The organism is Motilibacter deserti, from assembly GCF_011250635.1.
Lineage (GTDB): Bacteria > Actinomycetota > Actinomycetes > Motilibacterales > Motilibacteraceae > Motilibacter_A > Motilibacter_A deserti.
Genome location: NZ_JAANNP010000195.1, coordinates 1 through 2,254, shown reverse-complemented (window position 1 = coordinate 2,254; position 2,254 = coordinate 1). Strand labels below are relative to the sequence as shown.

The 2,254-nt window shown below is 76.8% G+C and carries 3 protein-coding genes; 2 read left to right on the top strand and 1 reads right to left on the bottom strand.

Annotated features, from left to right (window positions below):
- A partial coding sequence (locus tag G9H71_RS22280) for an A/G-specific adenine glycosylase (RefSeq protein ID WP_166284949.1) occupies positions 1-653 on the bottom strand: 653 nt, incomplete at its 3' end.
- A 75-nt stretch (positions 654-728) separates the two neighbouring features.
- On the opposite strand from G9H71_RS22280, the gene G9H71_RS22275 reads away from it, so the two are divergent.
- Together G9H71_RS22275 and G9H71_RS22270 are read left to right on the top strand one after the other, a co-directional pair.
- Positions 729-1,562 carry a hypothetical protein gene (locus tag G9H71_RS22275; protein WP_166284948.1) on the top strand — a complete coding sequence of 278 codons (834 nt, stop codon included), beginning with the start codon at positions 729-731 and terminating at the stop codon, positions 1,560-1,562.
- 170 nt (positions 1,563-1,732) lie between these two features.
- A complete protein-coding gene (locus G9H71_RS22270; protein ID WP_166284947.1) occupies positions 1,733-2,134 on the top strand; it encodes a CheW domain-containing protein in 402 nt (133 codons plus the stop codon).
- Positions 2,135-2,254 lie beyond the last annotated feature (120 nt).

Here is a 2,254-nt window from a genome sequence, read left to right as displayed (position 1 = left end):
GCCGGGCTGCCGGCGGCCCGCCAGGCGCAGAGCCCGCGGATGGGGCAGGGGTCGCAGTGCGCGACGCGCGCGGTGCACACCAGCGCGCCGAGCTCCATGACCGCGACCGCCCAACGGGCGGCGACCGCCGGGTCGTCCGGGACGAGCGCTTCGGCGACCCGCGTCTCGGCGGCGGTGAGCGTGGCGGCAGGCTCGGCGCGCCCACTGACCGCGCGGGCGTGGACGCGCCGGACGTTCGTGTCGACGACCGCGTGCCGGCCGCCGAAGGCGAACGACGCCACCGCTGCCGCCGTATAGCTGCCGACGCCGGGCAGGGCGCGCAGCGCCTCGTGGTCCGCGGGGACCTGCCCGCCGTGCCGCTCCACGATCGCGACGGCCGCCTCGTGCAGCCGGAGCGCACGCCGCGGGTAGCCGAGCCGGCCCCACTGGCGTACGGCCTCCCCGGGCTCGGCGGCGGCGAGGTCTGCGGGGGTGGGCCACCGCTCCAGCCATGCCTGCCAGGCCGGCAGGACCCGGGCGACCGGCGTCTGCTGGAGCATGACCTCGCTGACGAGGACGGACCACGGGCCGGTCCCGGGCTGCCGCCACGGCAGATCGCGTGCGGCGGTGGCGTACCACGCCAGGACCGGGGCGTGGAGGGGCGAGGCGGGCATCTCGAGCGCATCGTAGGGGGTGGCGTGCGGCGTGGTGCCGAGGTGCAGCGCTCCGACCGGCCTAGCGTGTCGCGCGTGGTGCTGCAGCCAGTTGGGCCGGAGAGCCCCGGGACGTACTGGATGCGCCGGGCGGTCCTCCTCGTCGGCGCCCTGGTCGTGCTGCTGCTGGGCGTGCGGGCGTGCGGCGGGGGGTCCGGCGACGCGGCCGAGCGTGGCACTGGGAAGCCGACCCCGTCGGCCACGGCCTCCGGCACGCCCGGTAGCGGGACGGGCGGCGGGACCGGCGACGCCGGAGAGGCGGGAGCGTCCGAGGACGGCTCCGCCGACGCCAGCGCGAACGCCGGCGACGTCGTCCTCGACCCCAGCGCGGTGACCGCGTCCCCGACGCCCGGCTCGTCCTCCGGTGCCGACGACGCGGCCGACGGCTCGGGTGACAGCGCGGCCGACGGCTCGGGTGACAGCTCGACCGACGGCTCGGGTGACAGCTCGACCGACGGGGCGGACGACGCCGCCGGGACGGAGGGGGCCGCCTGCGCGGACGACGACCTCGCCGTCTCCGCGGCGGCCGACGCCGCGAGCTACGGCTCGGGTGCGAACCCGCGGCTCACACTCACGATCCGCAACGTCTCCGACAGCGCCTGCACCCGGGACCTCGGCTCGGCCGCGCTCGAGCTGGTCGTCGAGTCCGGGCCCGCACGCATCTGGAGCTCGGACGACTGCGGCGGCAAGAGCGGGCACACCCAGCGCACGCTCAAGGCCGGCGAGAGCTGGTCCACGAGCGTGACCTGGTCGCGCAAGCGGTCCGCGCCAGGCTGCAGCGGCCGGGCGGAGGCCGGGGACGGGACCTACGTCGTCACCGGCCGGGTCGGCACCGCCACCAGCGAGAGCGACCGGTTCCTGTTGAAGTAGGCGCTGGGCGGCGACGACGTACGTCCTCGAGCTCGCAGCTGTTGGTGGGCGCCCGGGAGGTTGATGGGCGCCGAGGAGCGGGGCCAAGCATGCGGAAGGGCGCCCACCGCCAGGCAGCGGCGGCGAGCCCCCGCTCGGGGGCCGGACCCGCGATCGGGGAGGATGCCGCCATGGCCGGCTGGGTGACTTTCCTCGTGGGCTCGCGGGTGCTGGCCGTACGGTCGGAGGAGGTCCGTGAGCTCCTCCGTGACGCCGAGATCGTGCCGCTCACGGGCGTACGGGCCCCCGTGACCGCAGCGCTCGACCGCGAGGGGCCGCGCGTCCCGCTGGTGGACCTGCGTGAGCACGAGGCGCGTGCCGACGTGCTGCTGCTGGCCCGTGTGCAGGCCGGAGTGGTCGTCGACGGGGTGCTCGCCGAGCTCGACGACGACGGCCTCGAGCCCGACCCTGACCTGCCGGACGGGCTGCCGGCGTACGTCCTGGCGGCCCTGCGACGACCTGGCACCCCGGGCCCCGGGCGGGTGCTCCAGGTCGACCTGGAGTCGCTGGCCGGGCTCGTCGACGCGCTCTGACGCGGGGCGCCACCTCGGCCCAACTTCGGGTCGCTGGGACGTGCGCCGAGCGGACGTATCAAGGGTGGGACGTGGCGTGCGTCGGACATGGCGCGGGTCACACGTTGCTGGCCGTCGGAC